At 67.4% G+C, this 24888-nt stretch carries 27 protein-coding genes; 17 read left to right on the plus strand and 10 right to left on the minus strand.

Annotated features, from left to right (window positions below; translation table 11 throughout):
• Positions 1 to 3 precede the first annotated feature (3 nt).
• On the minus strand, positions 4 to 516 hold the full coding sequence (locus HWX39_RS12850; RefSeq protein WP_175968447.1) for a PAAR domain-containing protein: 513 nt from the start codon (positions 514 to 516) through the stop codon (positions 4 to 6).
• 208 nt (positions 517 to 724) lie between these two features.
• Here HWX39_RS12850 and HWX39_RS12855 point away from each other — a divergent pair, with 208 nt between their 5' ends.
• Positions 725 to 865 carry a hypothetical protein gene (locus tag HWX39_RS12855; RefSeq protein WP_175968448.1) on the plus strand — a complete coding sequence of 47 codons (141 nt, stop codon included), beginning with the start codon at positions 725 to 727 and terminating at the stop codon, positions 863 to 865.
• Positions 866 to 883: 18 nt separating this feature from the next.
• On the opposite strand, the gene HWX39_RS12860 is transcribed toward HWX39_RS12855, so the two are convergent.
• Positions 884 to 1357 carry an Lrp/AsnC family transcriptional regulator gene (locus HWX39_RS12860; protein ID WP_039367332.1) on the minus strand — a complete coding sequence of 158 codons (474 nt, stop codon included), beginning with the start codon at positions 1355 to 1357 and terminating at the stop codon, positions 884 to 886.
• Positions 1358 to 1675: 318 nt separating this feature from the next.
• On the opposite strand from HWX39_RS12860, the gene HWX39_RS12865 reads away from it, so the two are divergent.
• The 6 genes from HWX39_RS12865 (at position 1676) to HWX39_RS12890 (ending at position 6084) form a co-directional block, all read left to right on the plus strand.
• On the plus strand, positions 1676 to 3061 hold the full coding sequence (locus HWX39_RS12865; RefSeq protein WP_175968449.1) for an amino acid permease: 1386 nt from the start codon (positions 1676 to 1678) through the stop codon (positions 3059 to 3061).
• Between the two features lie 46 nt (positions 3062 to 3107).
• A complete protein-coding gene (locus HWX39_RS12870) occupies positions 3108 to 4310 on the plus strand; it encodes an amino acid aminotransferase (protein WP_175968450.1) in 1203 nt (400 codons plus the stop codon).
• A 163-nt stretch (positions 4311 to 4473) separates the two neighbouring features.
• Entirely contained in the window at positions 4474 to 4872 is a 399-nt protein-coding gene (locus tag HWX39_RS12875; protein WP_175968451.1) for a DUF488 family protein, read from the plus strand.
• 159 nt (positions 4873 to 5031) lie between these two features.
• Positions 5032 to 5322 (plus strand): DUF1488 domain-containing protein, encoded by a 291-nt coding sequence (locus HWX39_RS12880; protein WP_175968452.1) that lies wholly within the window; start codon positions 5032 to 5034, stop codon positions 5320 to 5322.
• Positions 5323 to 5338: 16 nt separating this feature from the next.
• Entirely contained in the window at positions 5339 to 5578 is a 240-nt protein-coding gene (locus HWX39_RS12885; RefSeq protein ID WP_089453021.1) for a UDP-glucose 4-epimerase, read from the plus strand.
• Positions 5579 to 5733: 155 nt separating this feature from the next.
• A complete protein-coding gene (locus tag HWX39_RS12890; RefSeq protein ID WP_175968453.1) occupies positions 5734 to 6084 on the plus strand; it encodes a metal ABC transporter ATPase in 351 nt (116 codons plus the stop codon).
• A 54-nt stretch (positions 6085 to 6138) separates the two neighbouring features.
• Here HWX39_RS12890 and HWX39_RS12895 read toward each other — a convergent pair whose 3' ends face one another.
• The 3 genes from HWX39_RS12895 to lhpI all read right to left on the minus strand — a co-directional run bounded on the left by HWX39_RS12895 (position 6139) and on the right by lhpI (position 8436).
• Positions 6139 to 6918: a helix-turn-helix domain-containing protein gene (locus HWX39_RS12895; protein WP_175968454.1), complete on the minus strand. Its 780-nt coding sequence runs from the start codon at positions 6916 to 6918 to the stop codon at positions 6139 to 6141.
• Positions 6919 to 6934: 16 nt separating this feature from the next.
• The gene (locus HWX39_RS12900) at positions 6935 to 7339 is read right to left on the minus strand and encodes a response regulator transcription factor (protein ID WP_175968455.1); all 405 of its coding nucleotides are present in this window, start codon (positions 7337 to 7339) and stop codon (positions 6935 to 6937) included.
• A gap of 161 nt (positions 7340 to 7500) precedes the next feature.
• Positions 7501 to 8436: a bifunctional Delta(1)-pyrroline-2-carboxylate/Delta(1)-piperideine-2-carboxylate reductase gene (gene lhpI, locus HWX39_RS12905; RefSeq protein WP_175968456.1), complete on the minus strand. Its 936-nt coding sequence runs from the start codon at positions 8434 to 8436 to the stop codon at positions 7501 to 7503.
• 263 nt (positions 8437 to 8699) lie between these two features.
• Between lhpI and HWX39_RS12910 the strand changes: the two genes are divergently transcribed.
• The 7 genes from HWX39_RS12910 to HWX39_RS12940 all read left to right on the plus strand — a co-directional run bounded on the left by HWX39_RS12910 (position 8700) and on the right by HWX39_RS12940 (position 16971).
• Positions 8700 to 9437, plus strand: a complete 738-nt coding sequence (locus HWX39_RS12910) for a GntR family transcriptional regulator (RefSeq protein WP_175968457.1) — start codon at positions 8700 to 8702, stop codon at positions 9435 to 9437.
• 120 nt (positions 9438 to 9557) lie between these two features.
• Complete coding sequence (locus HWX39_RS12915) at positions 9558 to 10679, plus strand: branched-chain amino acid ABC transporter substrate-binding protein (RefSeq protein WP_175968458.1); 1122 nt, start codon at positions 9558 to 9560, stop codon at positions 10677 to 10679.
• Positions 10680 to 10744: 65 nt separating this feature from the next.
• Positions 10745 to 11752 carry a trans-3-hydroxy-L-proline dehydratase gene (gene lhpH / locus HWX39_RS12920; protein WP_175968459.1) on the plus strand — a complete coding sequence of 336 codons (1008 nt, stop codon included), beginning with the start codon at positions 10745 to 10747 and terminating at the stop codon, positions 11750 to 11752.
• A 173-nt stretch (positions 11753 to 11925) separates the two neighbouring features.
• The gene (locus HWX39_RS12925; protein ID WP_175968460.1) at positions 11926 to 14514 is read left to right on the plus strand and encodes a transglycosylase domain-containing protein; all 2589 of its coding nucleotides are present in this window, start codon (positions 11926 to 11928) and stop codon (positions 14512 to 14514) included.
• A 79-nt stretch (positions 14515 to 14593) separates the two neighbouring features.
• Positions 14594 to 15469 carry a PilZ domain-containing protein gene (locus HWX39_RS12930; protein ID WP_175968526.1) on the plus strand — a complete coding sequence of 292 codons (876 nt, stop codon included), beginning with the start codon at positions 14594 to 14596 and terminating at the stop codon, positions 15467 to 15469.
• A gap of 223 nt (positions 15470 to 15692) precedes the next feature.
• Positions 15693 to 16019 (plus strand): DUF4148 domain-containing protein, encoded by a 327-nt coding sequence (locus HWX39_RS12935; protein WP_175968461.1) that lies wholly within the window; start codon positions 15693 to 15695, stop codon positions 16017 to 16019.
• A gap of 286 nt (positions 16020 to 16305) precedes the next feature.
• Entirely contained in the window at positions 16306 to 16971 is a 666-nt protein-coding gene (locus tag HWX39_RS12940; protein WP_175968462.1) for a hypothetical protein, read from the plus strand.
• Positions 16972 to 17145: 174 nt separating this feature from the next.
• Here HWX39_RS12940 and HWX39_RS12945 read toward each other — a convergent pair whose 3' ends face one another.
• Genes HWX39_RS12945 through HWX39_RS12955 form a run of 3 tightly spaced genes read right to left on the minus strand, consistent with a single transcriptional unit; the run spans position 17146 to position 19462 of the window.
• Entirely contained in the window at positions 17146 to 18039 is an 894-nt protein-coding gene (locus HWX39_RS12945; RefSeq protein WP_175968463.1) for a DMT family transporter, read from the minus strand.
• A gap of 8 nt (positions 18040 to 18047) precedes the next feature.
• Positions 18048 to 18836 carry a DUF2182 domain-containing protein gene (locus HWX39_RS12950; protein WP_175968464.1) on the minus strand — a complete coding sequence of 263 codons (789 nt, stop codon included), beginning with the start codon at positions 18834 to 18836 and terminating at the stop codon, positions 18048 to 18050.
• 23 nt (positions 18837 to 18859) lie between these two features.
• Positions 18860 to 19462: a DUF1326 domain-containing protein gene (locus HWX39_RS12955; protein WP_175968465.1), complete on the minus strand. Its 603-nt coding sequence runs from the start codon at positions 19460 to 19462 to the stop codon at positions 18860 to 18862.
• Positions 19463 to 19807: 345 nt separating this feature from the next.
• On the opposite strand from HWX39_RS12955, the gene HWX39_RS12960 reads away from it, so the two are divergent.
• Positions 19808 to 20212, plus strand: coding sequence for a lysozyme inhibitor LprI family protein (locus tag HWX39_RS12960; protein ID WP_175968466.1), 405 nt, complete (start codon positions 19808 to 19810; stop codon positions 20210 to 20212).
• Positions 20213 to 20287: 75 nt separating this feature from the next.
• Here the strand turns inward: HWX39_RS12960 and HWX39_RS12965 are convergent, their stop codons facing one another.
• Positions 20288 to 20935 (minus strand): response regulator transcription factor, encoded by a 648-nt coding sequence (locus HWX39_RS12965; protein WP_006483707.1) that lies wholly within the window; start codon positions 20933 to 20935, stop codon positions 20288 to 20290.
• Positions 20932 to 23046, minus strand: a complete 2115-nt coding sequence (locus HWX39_RS12970; RefSeq protein WP_175968467.1) for a PAS domain S-box protein — start codon at positions 23044 to 23046, stop codon at positions 20932 to 20934. The genes HWX39_RS12965 and HWX39_RS12970 overlap by 4 nt, the downstream gene beginning before the upstream one ends.
• A 321-nt stretch (positions 23047 to 23367) precedes the next feature.
• On the opposite strand from HWX39_RS12970, the gene HWX39_RS12975 reads away from it, so the two are divergent.
• Both HWX39_RS12975 and HWX39_RS12980 read left to right on the plus strand, forming a co-directional pair.
• Positions 23368 to 23838, plus strand: coding sequence for a universal stress protein (locus tag HWX39_RS12975; RefSeq protein ID WP_175968468.1), 471 nt, complete (start codon positions 23368 to 23370; stop codon positions 23836 to 23838).
• A 371-nt stretch (positions 23839 to 24209) separates the two neighbouring features.
• Complete coding sequence (locus HWX39_RS12980; RefSeq protein WP_175968469.1) at positions 24210 to 24722, plus strand: cupin domain-containing protein; 513 nt, start codon at positions 24210 to 24212, stop codon at positions 24720 to 24722.
• The last annotated feature ends 166 nt before the right edge of the window (positions 24723 to 24888 follow it).

The following is a 24888-nucleotide window of genomic DNA, read 5'->3' on the forward strand; positions in this document are numbered from 1 at the left end:
CAGTCAACTCTCGTATTGTTTTTCAATGGCCTCGTCGCCCCAATAAACCGTGTACTCATCGGGTTTGTTGCCGGTATCGATGCGGGGCAACTCTCCGCTTGGGTCGAGTCGGCCGTTGTAAGTGCGGCCATCCGCCGTTTCGATGTGGTACGGATATCCGACAAGTACCGACTCGCGTGTCGTACACACCAGCTTTTCGTCGTAGCCGGAAGGTGCGGCGGATTGGGTTGGCGATGTAGATGACCAAGTTTCACGGGTGGCGGCTACTTGCCTGGACATGCTGCTGTCAGCTTCGTAGAAAATTCGGCTGTCGCCGCCCGCGATGACCTTGTTTTGTCCACACGGACAGAGCACGGGGTCTCCATTCAAAACGACTCTACGACCGTGGCAACTCATGCGCGTGGCGCTGCCTAAAATCTTGAATGCCCCTTTGCAATTGCCACAGGTTGCTTCGTCGCCATCCAGCGCAACGCGTTTACCGTTATCGAATATCGTTGACGTGACGGCAATGACCAATCCGCCGGTGTTGTCGAGTCCCTGTCTCTTGCTGCTGTTCTGCGCATCGTCGTTTCCTTTTGCATTAAGGAATCAAAGACAGTCATCGATAAGGGGAAAATTGTCTATGGGACTGATTCGAATTTGCGTGTGACTGATTCGACGATTTGTATGCGTTAACGCATCGTCGATGTGGCGTGAGGCAAGCAGCAACGCGCTCGAGTTGCCGATGTTCGCAGCCCGCATATTGCTGATCAACCGTCTGAAGTCGTGCGCCGAACGTCGGTTGAGAGAGGGTGGCGTGGTCGACGCCGACCGCCACGCGGCGGTTACGCCGCCGTCGATCGCACAGGCGCCTGTCTGCGAATGACCGCCTGCACGGCGGCTGTCACGCTTCCACCGGCATCGCACTCGTGCACTTGATCTCGTCGAGGCACACGCTCGAATGCACGCCGCTCACGCCGGGAATGCGCATCAGCGTCTCGAGCAGGAACCGCGACAAGCCTTTCAGATCGTGTGCGACGACCTTCAACACGTAGTCGATGTCGCCCGTCACCGAGAAACACTCCTGGATCTGCGCGAGATCGGACACCAGTTTCTGGAACTTCGACAGGTCGCGGATATGCCCGCGCTCCATCGTCACGTGCACGAATGCGGTGACGCCGAAACCGAGCGTGTCGGGGCACAGCCGGGTTTCGTAGCGGCGGATCGCGCCGATTTCTTCGAGCCGCCGGTGGCGGCGCAGCGTCTGCGCGGGCGACAGGCCGACGGCCTTCGCCAGATCGAGGTTCGACGCGCGGCCGTTCTCCTGCAGGATCGCGAGCAAGTGCCGATCGAGGCGATCCAGAACCGGTTCATGCATTTTTGTTTCCTCATTCGTCTCCTGGATGCAATCTTATCTCATAATGTAGGGTTTGCATGAACGGGTTACGAAACCCGATTTCGCCGTCGCGACGCTAAACTGACGCCGGATTTTCGTGTGCGAACGCAGCCATGCGGGCGCGGCGACAGTCGGCGGCCGGTCTGGCGGGCCCGCCGACGCGAATCGGGCGCCGCCACGCGAAGATTGCAGTCCCCAACCCGGCGGCTCCACGAACGGCCCCGGCACAGCAAAAACAGCGCCCGGCACACCGAGGCGCGCCGCACCGCTTCAGGCGGAGGCGGACAGAGTGGAGAAGACATGGTTTCTGGAAACGAGAGCGACGGCCTGAAGCGCGGGCTGAAGAACCGGCACATCCAGCTGATTGCGCTCGGCGGCGCGCTCGGCACGGGGCTGTTCCTCGGCATCGCGCAGACGATCAAGATGGCAGGCCCGTCCGTGCTGCTCGGTTACGCGGTGGCGGGCATCGTCGCGTTCTTCATCATGCGCCAGCTCGGCGAGATGGTCGTCGACGAGCCCGTCGCCGGCTCGTTCAGCTACTTCGCCAACAAGTACGTCGGCCACTTCACCGGCTTCCTGTCGGGCTGGAACTACTGGGTGCTGTACATCCTCGTCAGCATGGCCGAGCTGTCCGCCGTCGGGATCTACGTGCAGTACTGGTGGCCCGGCGTGCCGACCTGGGTGTCGGCGCTGGTGTTCTTCGTCGCGATCAACCTGCTCAACCTGGCAAGCGTGAAGTCGTATGGCGAGACGGAATTCTGGTTCTCGATCATCAAGGTCGCCGCGATCATCGGGATGATCGGCTTCGGCGGCTGGCTGCTCGCGAGCGGCCATGCGGGGCCGGAGGCGAGTGTCCGGAACCTGTGGCAGCACGGCGGCTTCTTCCCGAACGGCGTGTCGGGGCTCGTGATGTCGATGGCCGCGATCATGTTCTCGTTCGGCGGGCTGGAGCTGATCGGTATTACCGCGGCCGAGGCCGACGATCCGAAGCGCAGCATTCCGCGTGCGACCAACCAGGTGATCTACCGCATCCTGATTTTCTACATCGGCGCGCTGGCCGTGCTGCTGTCGCTGTATCCGTGGGAAAAGGTCGTCACCGGCGGCAGCCCGTTCGTGCTGATCTTCCATGCGCTGAGCAGCAACGTGGTGGCCAACGTGCTGAACGTGGTCGTGCTGACGGCCGCGCTGTCGGTCTACAACAGCGGCGTGTACAGCAACAGCCGGATGCTGTTCGGCCTCGCGAAACAGGGCAACGCGCCGAAGGTGCTGTGCTCGGTGAACAAGCGCGGCATTCCGCTCGCCGCGCTCGGCGCGTCGGCGCTCGCGACCGGCGTGTGCGTGCTGGTCAACTACTTCATGCCGGGCAAGGCGTTCGAGGTGCTGATGGGCCTCGTCGTGTCGGCGCTGATCATCAACTGGGCGATGATCACGCTGATCCATCTGAAGTTCCGCCAGGCGAAGCGCGCAGCCGGGGAAGAGACTTCCTTCCGCAGTCTGGGCTATCCTTTCACGAATTACCTGTGCCTGGCATTCATGGCCGGCATTCTCGTCGTGATGTACCTGACGCCGGATCTCCGCCTGTCGGTGTACCTGATCCCGGTATGGCTCGCGGTGCTCGCGGTCGGGTATCGCTTCCGTCAGAAGAATGCGGGCTATGCGGTGCACGACGGTGCATCCGCACGCTGACGCAGGCCACGACCGATCATTCTTCCAAACGAGACCGACTCAAGCCATGTTCGAACACATCGACGCGTACCCGGGCGACCCGATCCTGACGCTCAACGAGAACTTCCAGAAAGATCCGCGCGACCAGAAGGTCAACCTGAGCATCGGCATCTACTTCGATGCCGAAGGCCGGATTCCGGTGATGGGCGCCGTGCGCGAAGCCGAAGCCGCGCTGCAGCGCGACAGCGGCCCGAAGCCGTACCTGCCGATGGTCGGCCTGCCGGCGTATCGCGACGCCGTGCAGGCGCTCGTGTTCGGCGCCGATCACCCGGCCCGCGCGGCCGGCCGCATCGCGACCGTGCAGACGCTCGGCGGTTCCGGCGCGCTGAAGGTGGGCGCCGATTTCCTGAAGCGCTACTTCCCGGATGCGCAGGTGTGGCTCAGCGATCCGAGCTGGGAAAACCACCGCTTCATCTTCGAGCGCGCCGGCTTCACGGTGAACACGTATCCGTACTACGACGAAGCGACGGGCGGCCTGAAGTTCGACGCGATGCTCGCGGCGATCGACGCGCTGCCGGCGCGCAGCATCGTGCTGCTGCACGCGTGCTGCCATAACCCGACCGGTGTCGACCTCGACGAAGGCCAGTGGGAGAAGCTGATCGACGTGATCGAGGCGCACGGGCTGCTGCCGTTCGTCGACATGGCGTACCAGGGCTTCGGCGCGGGCCTCGACGCGGACGCCTTCGCGGTGCGCGAACTCGCCCGCCGCGGCGTGCCGGCGCTGGTTGCGAACTCGTTCTCGAAGAACTTCTCGCTGTACGGCGAGCGCGTGGGCGGCCTGAGCGTCGTCTGCGAGGATGCCGCCGCGGCCGACCGCGTGCTCGGCCAGCTGGCCGGCGCCGTGCGCTCGAACTACAGCAACCCGCAAACCTACGGCGCGAAGGTCGTGGCGGCCGTGCTCGGCACGCCTGCGCTGCGCAAGCAGTGGGAAGAGGAGCTGGCGGCGATGTGCCGCCGCATCGCGCGGATGCGCCAGTCGATCCATGACGGCCTGCGCGACCACGTCAGCGGCGAGGCGCTCACACGCTATGTGAAGCAGCGCGGGATGTTCACGTACACGGGCCTGACCGAGTCGCAGGTTGACGCGCTGCGCGAAGTGCACGGCGTGTACATCCTGCGTTCGGGCCGGATGTGCGTGGCGGGCCTGAACGACTCGAACGTCGCGATCGTCGCCGACGCCATCGGCAAGGTGCTGAAGAGCGGCGTCTGAGCGCGGCGCGCTCCGGCGCGCCACGCGGCTGGCCGAACCGGCTGTCTCCCGCACGGGGGCAGCCGGTTTTTTGTTGTGCGGCCGCAATGTGTGCCACCGGGCTGACGCGGGCGCAGGCGCGGCGGTACGATCACGGAATCGAACGCAACTCGGAAGGAGCGACATGGGCATCCGGATCATCCAGATCGGCACGCCGCGCGCGGCCGGCGAGGGCCTGCGGATCGGAACGGTGCGGCGGCCGCCGCGCGGCGTGCCGAAGGCGGAATTCGCGTCGCGCAACTACTATGATGTATGGTTGCCGACGCTGTCGCCGAGCCCGGAACTCGTCGCGCAGGCGCAGGCCGCCGAAACCGATGCCGAATGGAACGCGTTCCGGCGTCATTTCCGCGCGGAAATGGCGCAGGGCGATGCGGCGAAGGTGCTGGACCTGCTGGCGGCGCTGTCGGCGACCACCGCGTTCTCGATTGGCTGCTACTGCGACGACGAACGCCATTGCCACCGCAGCGTGCTGCGCGAACTGCTCGCGGAGCGTGGCGCGGCGATCGAGCCGGACGCGGGCTGACAGCGGACTGAAACCGGCTCAAACGGGCATCAGCGGCGTCGCGCAGCCGTGCCGGCCAAGCCGCCGCGCCGTGATCGTGCGGCGCAGCGAACCGGTTGACGTGGGTCAAGCGTGCGGGCGCGCGCGCCACTATGCTCTTGCCATGGAGCCATCACGACGATGACAGGCGGACAGATGCAGATTGCCTTCCCGCCGGAACCACCCGAATACTGCGCACGCGACCTGGTCGTGGCGTTTTCGGCGCTGGTCGACGGGCGTTGCGTACAGTGCGCGGTCACGGCCGAGGCGCTGGAGGATCATTTCGGGGCGCCGTCGCTGCTCGAACGCGACCTGCTGGCGGCATTCGACGCGCACCGGCCGGCGATCGAGGCGATGGCGCGACGCATGCTCGAGGAAATCGGCGGCCGGCCGGTGCTGCTGCACAGCGGCCACTTCCGGCTCGAAGACTGATACCGCAGGAGGGCGCATGACATTGCAGGGCAACATTCACGAACGCGACTGGTCCGTCGAGGTCGAGACGCGCCCGTGCGAATCGGGCGAATTCCGCTGCCGCGTGTCGGTCGAGCATGGCACCGGCGCCGCGCGTTTTCATCACACGTTCGAGCACAGCCATGCGTATCCGACCGAACGCGAGGCGATGATCGAAGGGCTGCGGGCCGGCATGACGTGGATCGAGATGAAGGCGTCGCAGACCTTCAACGTATGAACGGTCCCGCGCCGGCGAAGGCGCGGGCAGACTATCGGCCGGGCAGCGATCGAAGAAATCGCGCCGTGCCTCGGGTAACACGTGCCGCCGCCTTTCGGTGCGGGCGGCACTTGCAAGGCGGTCGACGAGCGGGCGGCCCCGTCAGGAGACATGACATGGGCGTGGGCATGCAGATCGCCTGCCACGGATTCGCGGGTTCCGCCGCGGTCGAAGCCGAAGCCGGCGCGCAGCTGGTGCGGCTCGAACGGTTTCGCGCGCTGATCGGCGGTTGCCATCTCGCCATCGAATCGCGTGCTGCCGCCGACGGCGCACGCCGGTACGACGTGCGGCTCGACCTCGTGATGCGCGATACGTCGCTCTGGCCGCTTCCGCCGTGCGTCGGCGACAACATGGACGACGTGCTGCGCCGCGCATTCACGCAGGCCGAGCAGGCGCTGATCGCGTGCCAGGCGGGCGGTGCAAGGGTGGAGCTGCGCAACGTGGCGGGCGGCGGCGCGGTGCAATGACGCATCGCGCGCGCAACCGCGCCGGCGGCCGGGCGTCGTCCCGGCCTTGTTCCATCAGACCCGTGCGAGCGCTTGCGAGTCGATGATGCGCACGCGCTTGCCGCGCGTTTCGACCAGCGCTTCGCGATGGAACCGCGAGAACATCCGGCTCACGGTTTCGAGCTTCATCCCGAGATAGCAGCCGATTTCCTCGCGCGTCATCCGCAGGTTGAATTCCGTTGCCGAATAGCCGCGCGCCTCGAAGCGCGACGACAGGTTCAGCAGGAAGTGCGCGACGCGCTGCTCGGCCGACATCGTGCCGAGCAGCAGCATCTGGCTCGATTCGCGGACGATCTCGCTGCTCAGCATCTGGTAGAGGAAGTGCTGCATCGGCTTGATCTCGCGGCACGCCGCTTCGAGCGCGCCGAACGGGATGATGCACACGACACTGTCCTCGAGCGCGATCGCGTCGCAGCAGTGCTGTCCGCTGCCGATGCCATCCATCCCGAGCGTTTCACCGGCAATCTGGAAGCCCGTCACGTGCTCCCGGCCGTCGCGGTGCATCATCACCGTCTTGAACGAACCCGCGCGCACCGCATAGATGCTCTGGAACGGATCGTCGGTGCGGAACAGCGCGTCGCCCTGGCGAACCTGCCGGGTCGTGCAGATGATCGCGTCGAGGCGGCCGTATTCGGCCGCGGTCAGGTGTGGCGGCAGGCACATCGAACGCATCGCGCATACCGAGCAGCCCGCTGCGGGATGTTTGGCGGCGTCGGCGCGCGTGACCGCGCGAAGCGGAATCACCGGCCGAGGCGTGATGGATCCGGCGGAGGCGCAGGGGGTGGCTGTGGACATGAGTCACTCCGGCTCGTCAGGGGCGGTGCGCGCGAGCGTGCACCAGGGATTCGATAGCACGGCATGCGGCGTCGAATTCGACGGTCTTGTCGAAAAAGTAGTCGGCTCCGGCCGACGCGCATGCCTCTCTGAATGCCGGCGCCGAGTGATTCGTCAGCACGATCGTGACGATGCGCGGCGCGGCCTTCGACAGCGTCCCGATCAGGTCGAGACCGCTGCCGTCCGCCAGCCGCAGGTCGACGATCACCACATCCGCCTGGCTGCTGCGGATATGCGTCCACGCGTCCTGGCTGTCTTCCGCCTCGCCGACGACGGCGACACCGCGGATCGCGCCGACGAGCAGCGCGATCCGCTGCCGGACGGCGACGGCGTGATCGACGAGAAACACCCGGAGCGCGGGGGGGAACTGGCTGGCATTCATGCCGGCAGTATCGTGTTGCGCCGCCGAAAATGAAATCGGCCGAATTGGAAGTTGCTGTAGGCCGCGGCGACGCGTTGTAGGGCAATTCCTACAACGCGTACGGGAAACCGCCGGTGCGGCCGCTTCGTGACGTACCGCGTGTGCGGCCCCGGCGGGCCGGATCAGCCGGCCTGGCGCGCCGCCAGCGTATCGCGCGCCGTGCGGCACGCGGCGAGATCCCACGCGGCACAGCCGACACTCTTGAACAGCAGCGGCCCCGTGCGGTCGAAGGTGCCGCCCAGCACGTCGGCGAGCGACGCGACGTGCTGCCAGTCGACCTGCGCGACGATCAGGTCGCCGGCTTCGTGGCGCGCGCCGGCCGGGTCGTCGACGACCAGCCGGCTGGCGCGCACCGTGTTCGCGTCGATCTCGGCCGCGTCCGCGGTGAACGCGCCGACGCCGACCACGAGCCGGCCTTCGCGCGCGGCTTCGCGATAGACGGGGGTACGGCTCGTCGTCAGCGTGACGACGACGTCGATCGCATCGGGAATCGCGTCGCCGTCGAGCGGCACGAGACGCGGTGCGTGCGCGCGGTGCGCGGCACAGAATGCAGCCGCGCTGGCGGCGCTCGTGCCGCGCACGTGGAGGCGCGCTTCGGGAAAGATCGCGGCGAACGCTTCCGCGTGATTGGCCGCCTGTTTCCCGGTGCCGATCAGCAGGATGTCGCGCGGCGCCGCGCCATGCAGCGCCTGGATGCCGAGTGCGGTGATGGCCGCCGTGCGGCGTCCGGTGACCGTCGGGCCATCGAGCGCGAAGCGCATTTCGCCGGTGGTCGCGTCGTATGCCGTGACCTGGCCGAGGATCGTCGGCAGCCCGCGCGCGCCGTTGCCCGGGCACACGTTCACGAGCTTGTGGGTCGCGAGGTCGCGCGCGCTCGACGGCATCGACAGCATCACGCCGCCGGCCTGCAGCGGCACGACCAGCCGTTCGGGGCTGACGATCTCGCCCGCCGCATAGTCGGCGACGGCCTGCCTGAGCGTGGCGAGCAGCGCCGGATAGTCGAGCAGCGCGGCCGTGTCGGCTGCATCGAGAACGGGAATCGGGGAAAGAGCGGTCATCGTGTACGTCGTATGCGTCGGTGAGCGTGGACGACGGGCGCATGCCGCACCCGCCACGGGGCTGCCGGATACCGTGACACAGGGCAGTGTGGATCGAATCTATACCACTTGCTGGCCCATCCGCAACCCAGAAAATAAAGCGGCTCGCCTGTTTTGGTTCTAATATCTATCCAGAAAGGCCGCCATGGCCCGACTGCCGGCGCGCTCCGGTATAGTGCGAACCCATTCCAGATTCACGCCCGCGACCGGGCAGGAGCTACACGATGATGTCCGCGCGTCCCGACACACTCGAAGGCGGTTTCAGGCCGCTGCAGATCTACGAGCAGGTGGCCGAGAAGATCCGCGACGAGATCCGCGCGGGGCGCTATGCCGCCGAATCGCGGCTGCCGTCCGAGCGCGAGCTCGCGGGGCTGTTCCAGGTTGGCCGGCCGGCCGTGCGCGAGGCGCTCGGCGCGCTGCAGAACGAAGGGCTCGTGTTCACGAAGCGCAATTCGGGCACCTACGTCGTGGCGTCGCCGCTCGACGTGCTCGCGCAGCGCGGCGACATGCACCGGGCATCCGAAGCCGATTTCAGCCCGACGTCGACGCTCGACGTGCGGCTGATCCTGGAGCCCGCGATCGCACGCCTCGCGGCCGCGCACGGCCGCGCCGACCCCGGCGCGGAGCGCTACCTGGCCCAGATGGAGACCGTTACCGACATCGACGATCCGCATCAGCGCGCACTGTGGAACGAGAGCGACCGGCTGTTCCACCGGCAACTCGCGTTGATGACCGGCGACGCGCTGATCGTGAAGATCGCGGACGAAGTCGCGAAGACGATGGACCAGCCGCTGTGGAAACGGCTGAAGGACGACGGCATCTACGATGCGGGCCGGATCCGGCTCTACGTGTCCGAACACCGGCTGATCTACGAGGCGATCGTGTCCGGCGACGCCGATGCGGCGGCGTTCTATGTCGAGCAGCACATCCTGCGCGTGCGGCGCGACATCGCGCCGAAGTGACCGCGCCGGCTCGTTCTGGTCTGAAAAATGACCAGAATCGAAGTTTTTATTTTTGAATTGCTTGCATGGTAACCACGCGTGTCCTACATTGGTTTCACACAAAACCAATCAGGAGACATCATGCGACACCTCGTTACCGCGCTCTCGGTGGCCATCGCCGCCGGCGCGCTGACTTCCGCGCATGCGCAGGAAGTCGTGATGATCGGCCATTCGGCGCCGCTGACGGGCCCGCAGGCCGCAAACGGCAAGGACAATGAAAACGGCGCGCGCCTGGCCGTCGACGAACTCAACAAGGCCGGCATCAAGGTCGCCGGCAAGGCCGTCACCTTCAAACTGGTTTCCGACGACGACCAGGCCGATCCGAAAGCCGGCGTGCAGGTTGCACAGAATCTCGTCGACAAGGGCGTCGTCGCGGTGCTCGGGCCATACAATTCGGGCGTCGCGATTCCCGCATCGCGCGTGTACTCGACTGCCGGCGTGCCGATGCTGCCGGTGGCGTCGAACCCGGCGCTGACCAAGCAGGGCTTCAAGAACATCTTCCGGATCGGCGCGAGCGACGAACAGCTCGGCGGCACGATGGCCACCTTCGCCGCGAAGACGCTGAACGCGAAGACCGCAGCCGTGATCGACGATCGCACCGCGTACGGGCAGGGCGTTGCCGAGCAGTTCATGAACGTCGCGAAGGCGAACGGGATCAAGATCGTCGACCAGGAATTCACGAATTCGTCGGCCACCGATTTCCTTGGCATTCTCACCAAGATCAAGGCCAGCAACCCCGACGTGATCTTCTTCGGCGGCTATGCCGCACAGGGCGCGCCGATGGCCAAGCAGATGAAGCAGCGCGGTCTGCGCGCGAAACTGCTCGGCGGCGACGGCATCTGCTCGGCGGACATGGGCAAGGTCGCGGGCGACGCGTCGTCGATCGTCTACTGCGCGCAGGGCGGTGTCGCGCTCGAGAAGACGGCGGCCGGCCGCGAATTCCTGAAGAAGTACCACGACACGTATCACACCGATACGCAGGTCTACGGCGTGAACTACTACGACGGGATGAAGCTGCTCGCCGACGCGATGGTCAAGGCCGGCACCACCACCGACAAGGCGAAGCTGATCGCGCAGCTCGCGAAGTCGAACTATGCGGGCGTCGCGGGCACCTATTCGTTCGACGCGAACGGCGACCTGAAAGGCGCGCCGACCACCGTCTACGTGATCCGCAACGGCTTGCCCGAACCGTACGCGAAGTAACCGGCCAGCCTGCCATCGGACGGCGGCGCGGCCGCCGTCTTTCATTTCAACGCATTCGATCGACCATGAAAATTTCCCGATCCCTTTCCACCGTCGAAGTCCATACCGGCGGCGAAGCGTTCCGTATCGTCACGAGCGGGCTGCCGCGCCTGCCGGGCGATACGATCGTCCAGCGCCGCGCATGGCTCAAGGAGAACGCCGACGAGATCCGCCGCGCGCTGATGTTCGAGCCGCGCGGCCACGCCGACATGTACGGCGGCTACCTGACCGAGCCCGTGTCGCCGAACGCCGATTTCGGCGTGATCTTCGTGCACAACGAAGGCTACAGCGACCATTGCGGGCACGGCGTGATCGCGCTGTCGACCGCGGCCGTCGAGTTCGGCTGGGTGCAGCGCACGGTGCCGGAAACGCGGGTCGGCATCGACGCGCCGTGCGGCTTCATCGAGGCGTTCGTCAAGTGGGACGGCGAGCACGCGGGGCCGGTGCGCTTCGTCAACGTGCCGTCGTTCATCTGGCAACGCGACGTGTCGGTCCAGACGCCGTCGTTCGGCACGGTGACGGGCGACGTCGCATACGGCGGCGCGTTCTACTTCTACGTCGACGGCGCGCCGTTCGACCTGCCGGTGCGCGAGGCGGCGGTGGAAAGGCTGATCCGCTTCGGCGCGGAAGTGAAGGCCGCCGCGAACGCGAAGTACCCGGTCGTGCATCCGGAGATTCCGGAAATCAACCACATCTACGGCACGATCATCGCGAACGCGCCGCGCCACCCGGGCTCGACTCAGGCGAACTGCTGCGTGTTCGCGGATCGCGAGGTCGACCGCTCGCCGACCGGCTCCGGCACCGGCGGCCGGGTCGCGCAGCTCTACCAGCGCGGGCTGCTCGCGGCCGGCGACACGCTCGTCAACGAATCGATCGTCGGCACGATCTTCAAGGGGCGCGTGCTGCGCGAGACGACGGTCGGCGCCATCCCGGCCGTGATTCCGGAAGTGGAAGGCAGCGCGCATATCTGCGGGTTCGCGAACTGGATCGTCGATGAACGCGATCCGCTGACCTACGGTTTTCTCGTGCGCTGAGGTGCCGCGCCGATTCGCCGCGCCTGGCGCGGCCGCCCGTTTGTAGTACCAGGCTTGGCGCGTCGTTCCCGTTGCGGGGCGCGCGCCTTTTTTGCGTGTGAACCGCCGCGCAGCCGCCCGTGTGCGCCGCCGCCACGCCATTGCGGCCCGGCGGGCCGCGCGAGTTTGGTACGATGCACCCTTTTCAGCCGAGCTCCACCCGCGTGAATCGCCGAAACGTGCCGTCAGTGCGTGACTTCTGTGCCAGATGGGTCGCGCGCGCCCAACCCGTCGCGGCTGCCGCCGTCGCGCGGGTCAAGCCTCTCGCCGCCACCGCGTGGCACCATGTCCGTCACCCGACGCGCCGCGGCGTGCTGCTCGCCGGCGCCGCCGTGCCGGCGCTGTTCGTGGTGTACGTGGTCGTGCTGATCCCGTTCACGCCGGGCATCGGCGACATCCGCAAGGCGCGCGTCGACCAGCCGGCGCAGGTGCTGTCCGCCGACGGCAAGGTGCTCGCCGAATTCAAGCCGTCGAACCGGGAGTGGGTGCCGCTCAAGCAGATCTCGCCGCACATGGTCGACGCGCTGATCGCGACCGAGGATCACCGCTTCTACGAACACCACGGCCTCGACTGGAAGCGCACGGCGTCGGCCGCGCTCCATACGTTCTCGGGCAGCCGCCAGGGCGGCTCGACGATCACGCAGCAGCTCGCGCGCAACCTGTATCCGGACGAGATCGGCCGTGCGCCGACGCTCACGCGCAAGGTGAAGGAGGCGATCACCGCGCTGAAGATCGAGGCGGTCTACAGCAAGGACCAGATCCTCGAGACCTACCTGAACACGGTGCCGTTCCTGTACAACGCGTACGGCGTCGAGATGGCCGCGCGTACCTATTTCGACAAGTCGGCCGACGAGCTCGACGTGCTCGACAGCGCGACGCTCGTCGGGATGCTGAAGGGCAACAGCTACTACAACCCGGTGCTGAATCCCGAGCGGGCGCTGCAGCGACGCAATACGGTGCTCGGCCAGATGGTGAAGTACGGCAAGCTGTCGCCGGCGCAATTCGCGCAGTTGCAGCGCCGGCCGCTGCGGATCGACTTCGAGCGCCAGAAGGAGCCGCCGGGGCCGGCGCCGCATTTCGCGCAGCAGTTGCGCAAATGGCTGATCGCGTGGGCCGACCGCAACGACTACAACATCTACTCGGACGGGCTGATCGTGCGCACGACGATCGACTCGCGGCTGCAGCAGATGGCGACCCAGGCGCTCATGCTGCAGGGCAACCAGTTGCAGGGCATCGCGAACAACGCATGGAGCGGCCGCGACGGCTGCGGCACCGACAACGAGGTGTTCCGCACCTTCATGCGCGAGTCGCCCGAGTACAAGGCCGCGCAGGACGCCGGCAAGGACGACGCGGCCGCGATGAAGCTGCTCGCGGCCGACCGCGGCTTCATGCGCGCGCTGTGCAAGACGAAGACCGACGTCCAGGCCGGCTTCCTCGCGATCGATCCGCGCAATGGGCAGATCCGCGCGTGGGTCGGCAGCCGCGACTTCACCAGCGAGCCGTTCGACCACGTTGCACAGGCGCGGCGCCAGCCGGGCTCGACGTTCAAGCCGTTCGTGTATGGCGTCGCGTTCGCGAACGGGATGAAGCCCGACGACACCTTCATCGACCAGCCGGTCGAGATCCCGTTGAAGGGCGGCGAGATCTGGCGGCCGAACGACGATGTGCCGCCGACCGGCAAACCGATGACGCTGCGCGACGCGGTTGCGCTGTCGCGCAACCGGATCACCGCGCAGGTGATGGAAAAGGTCGGGCCGGCTGCCGTGGCAAGGCTCGCACGCGACATGGGCGTGCGCGAAAGCCCGCTCGAGCGCGTGCCGTCGCTCGCGCTCGGCACGAGCCCGGTCACGCTGAAGGAGATGGTCGCGTCGTACGCGACGATCGCGAACGGCGGGCTGTATGTCGAGCCGCAGATGGTGACGCGCATCGAGAACCGCCAGGGCGACGTGCTCGCCGAATACGCGCCGGCGCCGCCCGAGCGCGCGCTCGACGCCGAAACCGACAAGACGTTGCTCAGCGTGATGCGCGATGTCGTGACGCGGGGCACGGGAAGCAGCATCCGCACGCGCTTCGGGATCCGCGGCGACGTGGCCGGCAAGACGGGCACGACGCAGGACAACACGGACGGCTGGTTCATCCTGATGCAGCCGGGCCTCGTCGCCGGTGCGTGGGTCGGTTTCGACGACGGGCGCGTGACGTTGCGCAGCGACTACTGGGGGCAGGGCGCACACAGTGCGCTGCCGATCGTCGGCGATTTCTACCAGCGTGCGCAGCGCGCCCGGATCGTCGACACGAAGGCGAAATTCGATACCGAGCCGTCGCCGGGCTGGTTCGCGTCGCTGCGTGAGCGCGTGACGGACCTGTTCGACACGTGGTTCCCGCCCGAGGCGAAGAAAGCGCCCGTGCCGGCCAGGACGCAGCGGGTGGAGCGTGCGCCCGAGGCTGATAGCGGCGCGGCCTCGGCCGGTTCGGCTGCATCGGCGCCCGAAGCGGCATCGGGCGGCATCGTCGAGGAATGGGTGCCGGCGTCCGAAGTGGCCGCGTCGGCCGCCGCGCTGTCGGCGGGCGCATCGCAGCCGCAACTCGCACAGCCGCCGGCGGGGGCGAGCACGGCGGGCGGAGGCAGCGCGGGCCTCGGTGCCGCACCGGCTGCCGCCCCTTCGGCCGTACCGTCCCAGGCGCCCGTGCCGGCCGCACCCGACGCACCCGGCGCGTCGCAGTAACGGAGCTGTTCAGATTTCGCGCGAAGCTGCCGTAATCATGTTGTCATGTCAGCTCGCGCGGTCGCTCCGCGCTGCCCCGATGAGGCTATCTATCGACTACGTCTCGCTCACGCGCGACGATCTTGCCGCCGGCGTCCCGCTCGGCTTCGATCTCTACGATGCCGACGGCGCCGCGCTGCTGCCGGCGGGCACGACGCTGCGCGATGCCGCGCAGCATGCATTCTTGTTCGACCATTTCCGGCCGGTACGGCGGCGCGACGACGCCGCAGCCGAGCCGCGCGTGCCTGACGCGGTGCCTCACGCGCCGCGGATGGGGTTGTCGGCGGGGGCTTCGATCGGCATCCGCCGGCGGGTCGGCACGACGCGCGGGCTGCAGCGCTATCGTCTGATCGGCATCGCCGCATCGGGCGCGCTGTTCGTCGAGCCGCAACCGGCGACCGCGATCGACTTCACGCCTGGCGACGACATCGAGGCCGTGGCGATCGGCCGTGCCGCGGTGTCGCGTTTCGGCGCGACGGTCGAGTTGGTGCAGGCGGCGGGTGCCGCGCGGTTCCTGGTGCTGTCGCCGCCCGGCTTCGTCGACCGGCTGCGTACGCGCGCCGAGCCGCGCGTGGCGGTGCGGATCGCGGCATGCTGTGCGGGCGGGTCGGAGGGCGCGGAAGGGATCGGGATGGTGCACGACATCAGTGTCAGCGGGCTGTCGATTGCCGTCGACCGGCCGATCGCCGCAATCGGCGAAACCTTGCGCGTGCAGCTTCCGTATGCGGCCGGCGACCGGGTCGAACTGCTGGCGCTCGACGGCACGGTGCGGGCTGTTCATGCCGATCCGGCGGCGCCCGCGCTGACGCTGCATCACGCGGCGTTCGGCGAGACCGGCGCCGACGACCTGATCCGCCTCAAGGCGCTGCTGTTCGACCGGCTGATGGCGTCGTCGGGTACCGATCGGCGGCGCTGATGCGCGGCCAGGCGCGCCGGGTGCCGTGTCAGGGAATTCAGTTCCTGAATGACGACAATCGTCTGATGGTTTCGGCGATTCCGTGGCGATTGTATGTTTTCCGTCAACAGTGAATTCGCGATTTAAGTATTTACCCTGATAGGGTGGCCTCCTAGACTTCATCTCATGCGCAACGACCCCGAGTCCGAAGCGCCTGACAAAACAATCCTGGAGGTAACGCATCATGAAATCGCTGATCAAGGCAGTTGCACTGGCCGCCCTGGTGGCCGCACCGGTTGTCTCGTTTGCCCAGAGCCAGCAGCCGCTGACGCGCGCGCAAGTGCGCGCCGAGCTGGTCCAGCTCGAAAAGGCCGGCTACAACCCGAACGACTGGATGAACTACCCGGAAAACATCCAGGCCGCACAGGCAAAGATCGCCGCCGCGCAAAACACCGGCGCGCAAGCCGATGCAACGGGCTACGGCGCGAACGCCGCGGCGACGTCGCAATCGGGTCAGCGCGTGGTCGTGCCGGCCGCAACCGACCGTTCGTCGGTGTACTTCGGTCACTAAGCCCTTCGGCCACTGAGCCGATTGCCATGAGGCGGCTTTCGCCGCCGCTGGGCGTGTCACACTGAAATGAGCCCGCACTCGGTTGGAGTGCGGGCTCATTTTATTGGCATGCGGCGGAGCGATGCCTTCTGCCGTGAGGAAAGCGCAGGACATGCGAAAACATGCGACATGAACCCGTGCCGATAATCGTGTCGCCTGCCACGTATGGGCGATATTCGGCCGCGTTGCATCGTTCGAGTAAGATCGCCGGACACGTGGAATTGCGGTTTCAATCAATGGGGAAGCGATGCGCCTTTATTCGGTCAGCGGAACAGTGTCAAATTTGAGCTACTCTCGCGAGGCGTATTCGGCATCCAGATTTGAACAATTCGAGGGAATGGCAGCGGAGTTCGCGCCTTTATTGCTTGAGGCCGTGGGTGAAAATGACAGGGCGACGCTGAACGATCCCGACAGAGTCCGCCCCCAACCAGCCAAAGGTTACTGGATCCAGATGGAGGTGGCGGGGCAAACGCTCAAAGGCTGGTTCGGCAGTATCTCGATCGAGAATGGCGGGCACGTCGACGCCGTCTGTGACAAAAATGGATTGTTGATAGCGATTCACAACCCGTATGCGAGGCTGATTGTATTCAGGCCGCCTTGCCCTGGTGGCCTGAAGCCCGTTTTCAACAGATCCTTGCTTTACGCCTACCTCGCCGTGACGTCGATTCTATTTTTTGGCCAGGCTGTATTCTTTGCGTTCCTGATACCTACATGGGGCCAATTTTTTGAGTGGATGCCGATCCCGCTGGCGATAACGGCGGCTGTTGTGGCGCTCTTCGTGCTATTGGCTTTTCGCGATGAATTGATCAATGGGCGGCGAACCAGAAAGATTCTCAAGTTGCTCGGTTTGTCGGATACGGCGAACAAACTGACGGCGGAATACATCGGCACCGGCTATGCGTATCGCTACTGACGGTTTGGGCCAGCCCCTCCGGCTCCCTTGAGCCGGTGATTGGGGTAGCTGCACCATCCTTCCGTCAGGTGAATCCGGGGCTTCGGCCGCGCGCTAACCGGCAAAAACGTGCGTTGCCGGTATCCCATGAAATGCATGCGACGGGTCCACGCATGGGCTCAATTCCACCCGCCATCACCGCGCAGTACTCGCCTGCCGTGCCCGCGTCGCGAGCACGGCCGCGACCCCGCCGAGGATCGCGGCCGATGCGAGCGCGAGCCGCCATGTCGGCTGTTCCGACAGGAACAGCACGGCGCCGCACGCGGCGACGGGCGGAACGGAGAGCTGAACCGCCGCAGCGCGCATCGCGGTGAGGTGTCGCAGCGCGGCATACCAGACCACGTAGCCGAGGCCCGACGTCAGCGCGCCGGAAAGCGCGGCGAGCGCGACGCCGGCCGGCGTGACGTGAACGCGGGTGGCAAGTACGGCGCTCAGCGCGAGCGCCAGCGGCGCGGCACGCAGGAAGTTGCCGGCGGTTGCCGCGACCGGATCGACGGGCCGACGGCCACGTATCGAATAGATGCCCCATGCAATGCCGGCGGCGGTCATCAGCGCGGCGCCGCGCGGCGTAGGCGCGGCGAGCCCGGGTGACACGAGATACACCAGTCCGCCGAGCGCCGCGCCGAACCCGGCCCATCCGGTCGCGGCAAACCGTTCGCCGGCGTGCCATCCTGCCGCAAACATCGTCAGTTGCACCGCGCCGAACAGGATCAGCGCGCCGGTGGCCGCGCTGACGGTCAGGTACGCAAACGAGAAGCACGTGACGTACACGAACAGCATCGCCGCGGCCAGCCAGTCGGCTCGCGGGGCGGATTGTCGTGCCCCCGCACGTGCGACGATCGCGAGCATCAGCGCGCCGGATACGAGGCGCAGGCTGCCGAAGCTGGCCGCGTCGATCCGGCCGGCCTGCAGCGCGAGCCGGCACAGCAGCGAATTCGACGCGAAGGCGAGCATCGCGATCGACGTCAGCGCGGCGACGCGCACGCCCGGCCGGACATGCAGCGCGAAGGTGGAGGCGGGCGGTCGCATCGCGGGCCTCACGCGTGACTGGCGACGATCAGCACGGCCGCGCCGAACAACGCGGCGCCGAGCGGCGCGGTGAGCGCCTGCCCCCACGACGCATTCTTCTCGAGCGCCATCAACGCGGCGAGCGCCAGCATCCAGCCGAGACTGCCGGCGCCGACGACGAACATCAGCAACATCAGCGCCCAGCAGCAGCCGACGCAGAAGAGCCCGTGGCTCACGCCGAGCGCAAACGCGTGACGCATCGGCGCACGGCCGCGCCAGCGGCTGATCACGAAACTGTAGGGCGTGCGGCACCGGTCGAGGCAGTGCGTCTTCAGTCCGCTGAACTGGAACGCGCCGGCGAGCGCGAAGACGGCCGCGCCGATCAGCCAGCCACGCCACGCGAGCGCCGGCACCCGCGCGACACCGGTCAGCAGCAACCCGTGCAGGGCATGCGCGACGAGCCCAAAGCCGCTCCACGTGGCGACGTAGCCGACGCCGACGAGCGCCAGCAGCCGCGTCCGGTCGGGGCGGCTTGCGACGACGCGGGCGAACGCATCGAACAGCGACAGCGTCGTCGGCAGCATCATGGCGAGGATCATCAGCGTCCAGCCGGCCGCGGCGAACGCGGCCGGCAGCCACAGCGCGCCACCGGGCAGCGCGCGGCACAGCGCGCTGAACGGTTCGGTCAATGCGCGGTCGCCGTGGTCGAGGTACCGCCCGTAAGGACTGCGCGTCCACGCCCACAGGGTGAGCCAGGCGAACGCGACGAGACTCGCGAGCACGAGCGGGAACAGGCGCCGGTGCAGCGACGCAGCCATGACCGTCGGCGCGCGATCGCGCTTCACGCGTCGAACAGGAACGTGCTCTGCAGCGCGTTGTGATTCTTCAGATCGACGTCGATCCCGATCGCCGCATTCTTCGACCGATAGACGGGCGCCTTGCCGACGAACACCGGCGCGCCGGGCACCGTCGAGAACACGGTGTCGGTCAGCGTCGTCTGCGCGCCGCTCGGGCCGAGGTACGGCTCGAGTTCCGCGTGGTAGTCGGTGCCGATCGACAGCGTGCCGCGCGCCCCTTCGACATTGAACGTGATGGGGGCGCGTTCGATCGACACGACCGTGCCGATCAGTTTCGCGAGCTCGGCGATCGGGCCGCCGGCCTGGCCCGTGTAGACCTTGAGGAGCGCCTGCTCCTGCGCGTCGGACGCCGTGTCGCTGAGATAGATCGCGGCGGTCCAGTTGCCTTGCAGGATGTTGCCCGGCACGCGGCACACCGCGGCGATCGTGTTGCCGCCCACATCGATACCGTCGACGGTGCCCTTGTCGACATGCCAGGCGACGATCGTGTCGCAGACCCCGAAATCCGGATCCTCGCCGATCCAGCACGGGCAGAGTACGCGACAGTTGCAGACCTCGAGCAGACGGCCTTCAAGGTGATAGCTCATGATTCCCTCCAGGGAGCGACGGCGATGGCACGTTGGGCTGGGGGAGGAAGCTGACCGACGAATCGTCACCCCGCTCGGCGATGCGAACGCGAAATGCGCTGAGGAATGCGCGGAAGCGGAGACGGGATGGATGCGATAGCGCGGGCCTGAAGCGGCGTATCGATTTTCAAGTGTAGGTGCGGAGGGCCGATATGCAAGCCGTCGCATGCTGCGACGCCGGCTGACAAGCCGGCGCGCGTGCGCTAGCATCGCGATCGGTGTCGCCGCGAGACGGCCGCCGATGCGCGACAGCGCGGCAGGCGCGGCACCGGGTTCCACGACTTCAACGAACAACAAGGAGCATCCATGCGTGTCTTGACCGGTCTGCTGTGCTCGCTGGCGCTGGCGGCGAACCTCGCCCATGCGCAGGCGAATTGTGCCGACGCGACGGATCAGGCGGCGATGACGGCATGCGCCGATCGCGCGTACAAGAAATCCGACGGGGAACTGAACCGGACCTACCAGGCCGTCACCGCGCGCCTGCGCGATGCGCGGCCGTTGGCCGACAAACTCGTGAATGCGCAGCGTGCCTGGATCGCGTACCGCGATGCCGAATGCAACTTCTCCAGCGCGAACGCCGAGGGCGGCAGTGCGTACCCGATGGTCGTGTCGACCTGTCTGGACGATCTGACGAAAGCGCGCACCGAAACGCTGAAGGGTTATCTGTCGTGCGAGGAAGGCGATCTCGCGTGCCCGGTGCCGGCCAAGTAAGCGTCGTGCGCCGCCCGGTCCAACGCGTGCCGCGCGGCCGGGCGACACGCGCCATCCGCTGCCGGACGTCGTCCGTTACACGTCGTCCGTTTCGTCGAGCAGCTTGTGCCGCATCGCGTAACGCACCAGCGCCGCTTCGTGCGGCATCTGCATCTTTTCCAGAATCCGCGTCTTGTACGTGCTGACCGTCTTCGCGCTCACGCACAGCGCGTTCGCGATCTCGGTCAGCGTCTGGCCGGCGGCGATCCGCCGGAACACGTCGAATTCGCGGTCGGAAAGCCGCTGGTGCGGCAGCGTCTCGGCCGGCTCGTTCAGGCTCTGTGCGAACTGCTCGGCCATCGCGAGGCTCACGTAGACGCCGCCCGACGCCACCTTCGTGACCGCGCCGACCAGCTCGGCGCTCGCGCTTTCCTTCGTCAGATACCCCGACGCACCGGCGCGGAACGCGCGCACCGCGTATTGCTGCTCCGCGTGCATGGTCAGCACGAGGACGCGCAACGCGGGCTTCTCGTCCTTGATTTGCTTGATCAGCTCGACGCCGTTGCGGCCCGGCATCGACAGGTCGAGCACGAGCACCTGCGCGGGCGTGGCGCGCACGAGCGCGATCGTCGACGGGCCGTCGCAGGCTTCGCCGGCCACCTCGAATCCGGTGGCGTTCTGGAGAATGTGCCGCAGACCGTCGCGTACGAGCGTATGGTCGTCGGCGATGAGCACCTTGATCATGTGATGAGCGTTTCCTGTTGTACGGTACTGAGCGGGAAGGCGACGGTGATCGAGAAGCCGCGCGCGAGCGCGGTGTCGATCGTCACGGTGCCGCCCAGCATGTGGGCGCGTTCGCGAATGCCGATCAGGCCGAACGATTTGTCTTCGTGGGCCGGGCCGCCGGGCGCCGAGCCGCGGCCGTTGTCCGCGACGCGCAATACGCAGAAGCCGTCCTCGACGTCGAGCCGCAGCGCGACCCGCGTCGCATCCGCGTGGCGCGCGACGTTCGTCAGCGCTTCCTGGACGATCCGGAACAACGTGGTCGCGCCCGCGCTGGTGAACGTGAGGCCGCCGGTTTCGATGTGCCGTTCGACATCGATCCCGTAGCGGTTCGTGAAATCGTTCGCAAGCCATTCGATCGCGGGCACGAGGCCGAGATCGTCGAGCATCACGGGCCGCAGGTCGGCCGCGATGCGCCGCACCGACGCGACCGTCGCGTCGATCAGCCGCCGCATGCCCTGCAGGTGCGACTGCACGACTTCGTCGGGTTGCGTGCGACCGGGCACGCGCAGTTGCTGTTCGACCACCGACAGATCCATCTTCAGCGCGGTGAGCTGCTGGCCGAGGTCGTCGTGCAGCTCGCGCGCAATGCGGGTCTTTTCCTCTTCGCGCACGTTCTGCAGGTTCGCCGACAGTTCGCGCAATTCCTCGCGCGACTGCTTCAGTGCCGTGTCGGCGCGCTGCCGCTCGGTGATGTCGCGCAGCATCACCGTATAAAGCTTGCCGGACGCGTCGCGGATCTGCGAGATCGAGGCCTCGATCGGAAACTCCTCGCCGTTGGCGCGCAGCCCGAACAGCACCCGCTGGCGGCCCATCTGCCGCTCGGACACGCCCGTCACGCCGAACTGGTCGACGTGCTTCGCGTGCGCGGCGCGGAACCGCTCGGGGATGAAGCGCGACAGCGGCGCACCGATCGCCTCCATCGCGGACACGCCGAACACCTGCTCGGCCATCGGATTGAAGATCACGACCGTCTGCTTCTCGTCGATCGTGATGATCGCTTCCATCGACGAACGGATGATGCCCATCATCCGCGCCTCGTTGAGGATGCCGCGGCTGCTCGCGCCGGAATCGGCGGCGCCGGAGCGGCCGCGCAGCAGCGCATGGACGAGCACCGCGAACGCGATCGACGCGATCAGCCCTGCAGCGAGCACGGTGCCGGCCGCGCGTTGCGCGCCGGTCGCGCTCGGGCGGCCATCCGCGGAATACGCGAGCGTCAGCACGGTGCCGCCGAAATTCAGCTCGTCGGTGCGCCGCATCAGGTCGGGCGATGCCGAGGCCTCGTCGGTCGTCGTTTCGACGCTGACGATCGCGCGCCGATCGCCGCCGGCGGTGATCCACACGTCGATCCCGCGTTCCGCGTCGAGCGCGCGCTCGACCAGGCGCCGCGGGCTCAACGCCGCGAACAGCACGCCGTCGGCGCCGGCTTCGCGCAGGCCCGGCGGCGTGGCGGCCGCATGCGGCGGCGACGCGGCAACCGGCAGGAACAGCGTGAAGGTGCGGGCGTCGCGGGACGTGTCGTCGTCGGCAGGGTGGACGCCGAGCGCGACGTCGCCGGTCTGCAGCGCGTGCGCAAGCGGCGCGGCGTCGGACGCGACGAAGCGCACGACCGGCGAATTCGACGCCGGTGCGCTGAGCGCGGCGGTCGCGAGCGTGCCGGCCGGCATCGGCTTCGCGCCGGCGAGGGCGATGCGCGTCGCCGGCGGCAGCGGGGCATAACCGATCTGGCGGACCGGCGAGCGGCCGCTGTCGAGGTCGAGCGTGTCCGCATACCGGCGCCATTGCTCGGGCGTCATGCCCGGGACGAGGCTGAACGCGCCGCGCGCGCCTTCGAGCACGGCCGCGCCGGATTGCAGCTCGTGGCGAAGCATCGCCGTCACGTGCGTCGTGCGGCGTTCGAAACGCGTATGGACGGCGCCTTGCCACTGCTCGCGCACGAGTAGCGCGACGCCGAGCGACAGCGCGGCGCCGGCGCACAGTGCAACGACGCCGGCCGCGAGCGGCTGGCGTAACATGATCTGGAGGCGCGTGGGCCCTCGGGCGTCACGCGTCGGGGTTCCACTTGCGGTCATTCGATGGCCATTCTGTTGTCGGGGGCCGCCCCGTGGCACGAGGGCAGCGCAGCAAAACCGGGCAAAACTCGCACCGGCCGCACGGAACGTCTATTTTCAAAATGAAATTGTGCGCGATTTACATGTTTTTTGTAATGGGGCACTGGAAATTGAGGCAACCGGCGTGAAGCAGTGGGCGCGCCCGCCGCGCTTGACGCGCATCAACGGGCGCGTCGGCACGTGGGGCAGACTGTTCGGCAGGCCACCGGGCACCGGGCCGGGTGGCGATTACGGGCCGCCGTCGCGCAACGCGCGATGCGTGCCCGGTCGGAGGGACGGACCATGTACAAGCGGATTTTCGTCGGGCTGGACGGCAGCCCGAGTGCGCGTCTCGCGCTGAACGAGGCGATCCGGATCGCGGTGGCGTCCGGCGGCGAAGTGACCTGCGCGTACGTCGTCGAGCACCGGCCGCAGCTCGTCGACGTCGACGCGGGCTTCGCGGGCGAGCGCGACGGCGATGCGGCCGCGATCGAAGCCGCGACGCCGGTGCTCGACGATGCGAAAGCGGCGCTCGCGCAGGAGCATGTATCGGGCACCGTGCGCGCGCTCGACGCCTATGGCGAGGATGTCGCCACGGTGCTGATGCGCACCGCGGCCGAAGCCGACGCCGACCTGATCGTGATGGGCACGAGCGGGCGGCATGGCCTGCGCCGGCTGCTGCTCGGCAGCGTCGCCGAGTCGCTGCTGCGCGCGGCCGACCGGCCCGTGCTGCTGGTGCGGCACAGCGAGCCCGGCGCGCCGGCGGCTAAGTGACGCGCGCGGCAAGGCGCTGACGCTGACGCACGGGCGGGCGCGGGCGGCGACTGTCTCGCCCATTCGCCGGATGACGTCCTGACGAAACGGAAACCCACGACGCACGGCGCGTGAGCACGGCCGTCGCGTCCGTCACATCGGCCGGGCGAGGGCGGCACGCGCGCTGCACCCGACGGGCGCGTTTCGCGTGCCCGCAGTTGCATCCCGACACGCAGTTCTGGCAGCATCGACCGGTGTCCGCTTGTTCGCCGCGCGCATGGCCGCGGCGATCGACGCAGCAGCATCCGGCGGCATGCGGCGCGCGTTCGCGATGAGCGAAGCGTGGCCGTGCGCCGGATGCCCGGCTCCTTACCTTACCGACGTCATCCGCCATGCCGATCTCCGCCACCGACCTGATTCGCCAGTTCGACCTGCAGCCGCATCCCGAAGGCGGCTATTTCCGCGAAACCTACCGTGCGACCGATTCGGTCGTGCGTCCGGCCGACGGCGCGTCACGTGCCGCGTCGACCGCGATCTACTACCTGTTGTGCGACGGCGCGTACTCATCGTGGCACCGGATCCGTTCCGACGAAGTCTGGCATTTCTACGTGGGCGACCCGATCGAAGTGTGGGTGCTCGACGAGCGCGACGGGCTGACGATCCATCGGCTCGGCAACCCGCTCACGCATCCGGGCACCGTGTTTCAGGCGGTCGTGCCGGCCGGGAGCTGGTTCGGCGCCCGCTGCGCGGCGCCGGAGCACGTCGCGCTCGTCGGCTGCACGGTCGCGCCCGGCTTCGAGTTCGCGGAATTCGAACTGGCCGACGCAGCCGCGCTGGCCGCCGCGTTTCCCGACTACGCGGAACACGTCGTGCAGCTTGCTCAGCGTCAGCGCACGGATAGGTGACTGTCACGGCGGTGCAACCCGTGGCGCGAAGCCGGTGCAGATGGCACGTGCTCCGCGCGATCGCCGCCAAACCCGTTTAGAATGCCGTGATGCATCAGGTCGGCTGCGGACGTGCCGCGGCGCCCGTTGCGCAGCCGTACCGGCGGGCACCGTCGCGCGGCTGCAT

Source organism: Burkholderia sp. BCC0322 (assembly GCF_902833045.1).
Classification (GTDB): domain Bacteria; phylum Pseudomonadota; class Gammaproteobacteria; order Burkholderiales; family Burkholderiaceae; genus Burkholderia.